Origin of the sequence: Caballeronia terrestris (genome assembly GCF_001544515.1) — a bacterium.
In the GTDB taxonomy this organism is placed as follows: domain Bacteria; phylum Pseudomonadota; class Gammaproteobacteria; order Burkholderiales; family Burkholderiaceae; genus Caballeronia; species Caballeronia terrestris.
The window spans coordinates 1-1606 of the sequence record NZ_FCOL02000360.1 but is presented as its reverse complement, the minus strand read 5'-3'; the positions used below and the strand labels follow the sequence as shown (position 1 = coordinate 1606).

Genomic DNA, 1606 nt, shown 5'->3' with positions numbered 1-1606 from the left:
CCGTACCGGGCGCCGACCTCGCTCGCTTGTTCTCGCGCTTTTTGTCGGCTCGCGCGACGTCGGGCGAAAGTCGACCCTCATCGACCGTTCGACACGCGGTAGGTCGGATGTCTCTTGATGACAGCAACGGTCGGTCGCTCATGGCCCTCGGCATTCGCCCACGTCAGCATTTGTGAATGGACGTAAAAGCAAGGTTTCTTGATCCTCGTTCAAGCGGCCGTTCTAGGGCGGCACGCACGCCCGTTGTTAGTCTACTGAAGCGGCAGAATCGCTTCAGCAACCATTCCGGACAGGTGTGCCGCCGGATCATTAGTCATCCATGGCTTGTTGGAGACCGTTGCCGAATCCTTGAAGGGCGCCCGCGGCCATGGCACCGCCCAAGCCGGTGCAACCAGCGAGGAATATGGCAAGGGAGGCAAGCACAAGTACGATAGTTGGTTTCATTTTTCGGTTCTCCCCTGTATCAAGTAGCCTCAGTTACAGTTCGTATAAACCTGACTGCCGTACCGACTTGAGGTGCAGTTGCGCGTCGAAGTATGGCCTTGACCGTCGTTGTAGTTCTGATTGGTGTACGTGGTATTGCCGTATGTCTGCGTCGACGAACTCATCGACTGACCGTTCGGACCCGAGTAATTCCCGTAGCCAAGATTGCCGTGCTGTTGTTGAGAACCGCTCCACTGTGCGTTTGCGAGCAGTGGCATCAGTGCGGTTGCACACAGAATCAATTTTTTCATTTTTGTCTCTCTCGAATTATTTATAAGCGCCCGAACCAGGCGCTATGATTCTATGGCCCGCAGCGATTCGCGATGTGTGCGCTCAACAACCTTAACTTCTTGCTTGTGCAAATTCTGTCAACTTATCGAGACTGAGTCGGAAAGACGGCAGGAAAAAGCGTACCTCAGAACGCGAAGGACGGATTTCGGGTGCCTTCGGTGAGTTCGCGCCAGGCAACGAATAGCGCCGCGAGTTGTTTGCGATAGAGTGAAGCGCGTAGCAGATGCCGCTTGAGCGCGAAGTGTTGCCTGATCGGCCCGAAGCACGAGAGAAATTTCCGTGTGCGTTTTGGGTCGCGAAAGCCGCGCATGCGACGCTCGCGTTCGCGCGTTGGTTGGTGGCTGTTCTCGGCGCGGTTGTTCAGTCGCGCGGCCGCTTTGACGAACACGTGCTTGACGTTTGCAAGTTCCGGGATCTCCGCTTTTGCCGCCGGATAGCGGCGCAACTGAAGAAGGCCCTGATCGACCCTCTGCCTTCCGGACCGTTGCCGGTGCGCTCAACCAGCGCGGGGAGCTTGGCGAACACCGAAGGCGGGTATCCCCTTCGTCGCCGGCGGCTCGCCGATCGCAAGCACGTAATTCTCTATTCCTTCGGCACGGCGCCCCGCTTCAAGCACCTGCGCCGCGATCAGTGGGCTCGTGGTAGCCGATATGACCGCCTGCGATGAACTGCGGGATGTCGTTCTGCGCCGTCAACGCCTTGCACCGGTCCCCACGCTGACCAGCGCATCTAAAGCTGCAATGGCCGCTTTTTTGGTATGCGTCGCGCGAGGGCCGTCGAGAATTCTTTGGACAAGCGTCTGAGAATGCGGCAGGCTAAGCCTGCCGCAGGC

1 protein-coding gene and 1 pseudogene are annotated in these 1606 nt (G+C 57.9%); both read right to left on the bottom strand.

Annotated elements, in window-relative coordinates:
• Positions 1-473: 473 nt before the first annotated feature.
• Positions 474-734, bottom strand: a complete 261-nt coding sequence (locus AWB67_RS40395) for a hypothetical protein (RefSeq protein WP_125477865.1) — start codon at positions 732-734, stop codon at positions 474-476.
• Between the two features lie 164 nt (positions 735-898).
• Positions 899-1222, bottom strand: a pseudogene (locus AWB67_RS37390) (DDE-type integrase/transposase/recombinase); the annotation flags it as partial.
• Between the last annotated feature and the right edge of the window lie 384 nt (positions 1223-1606).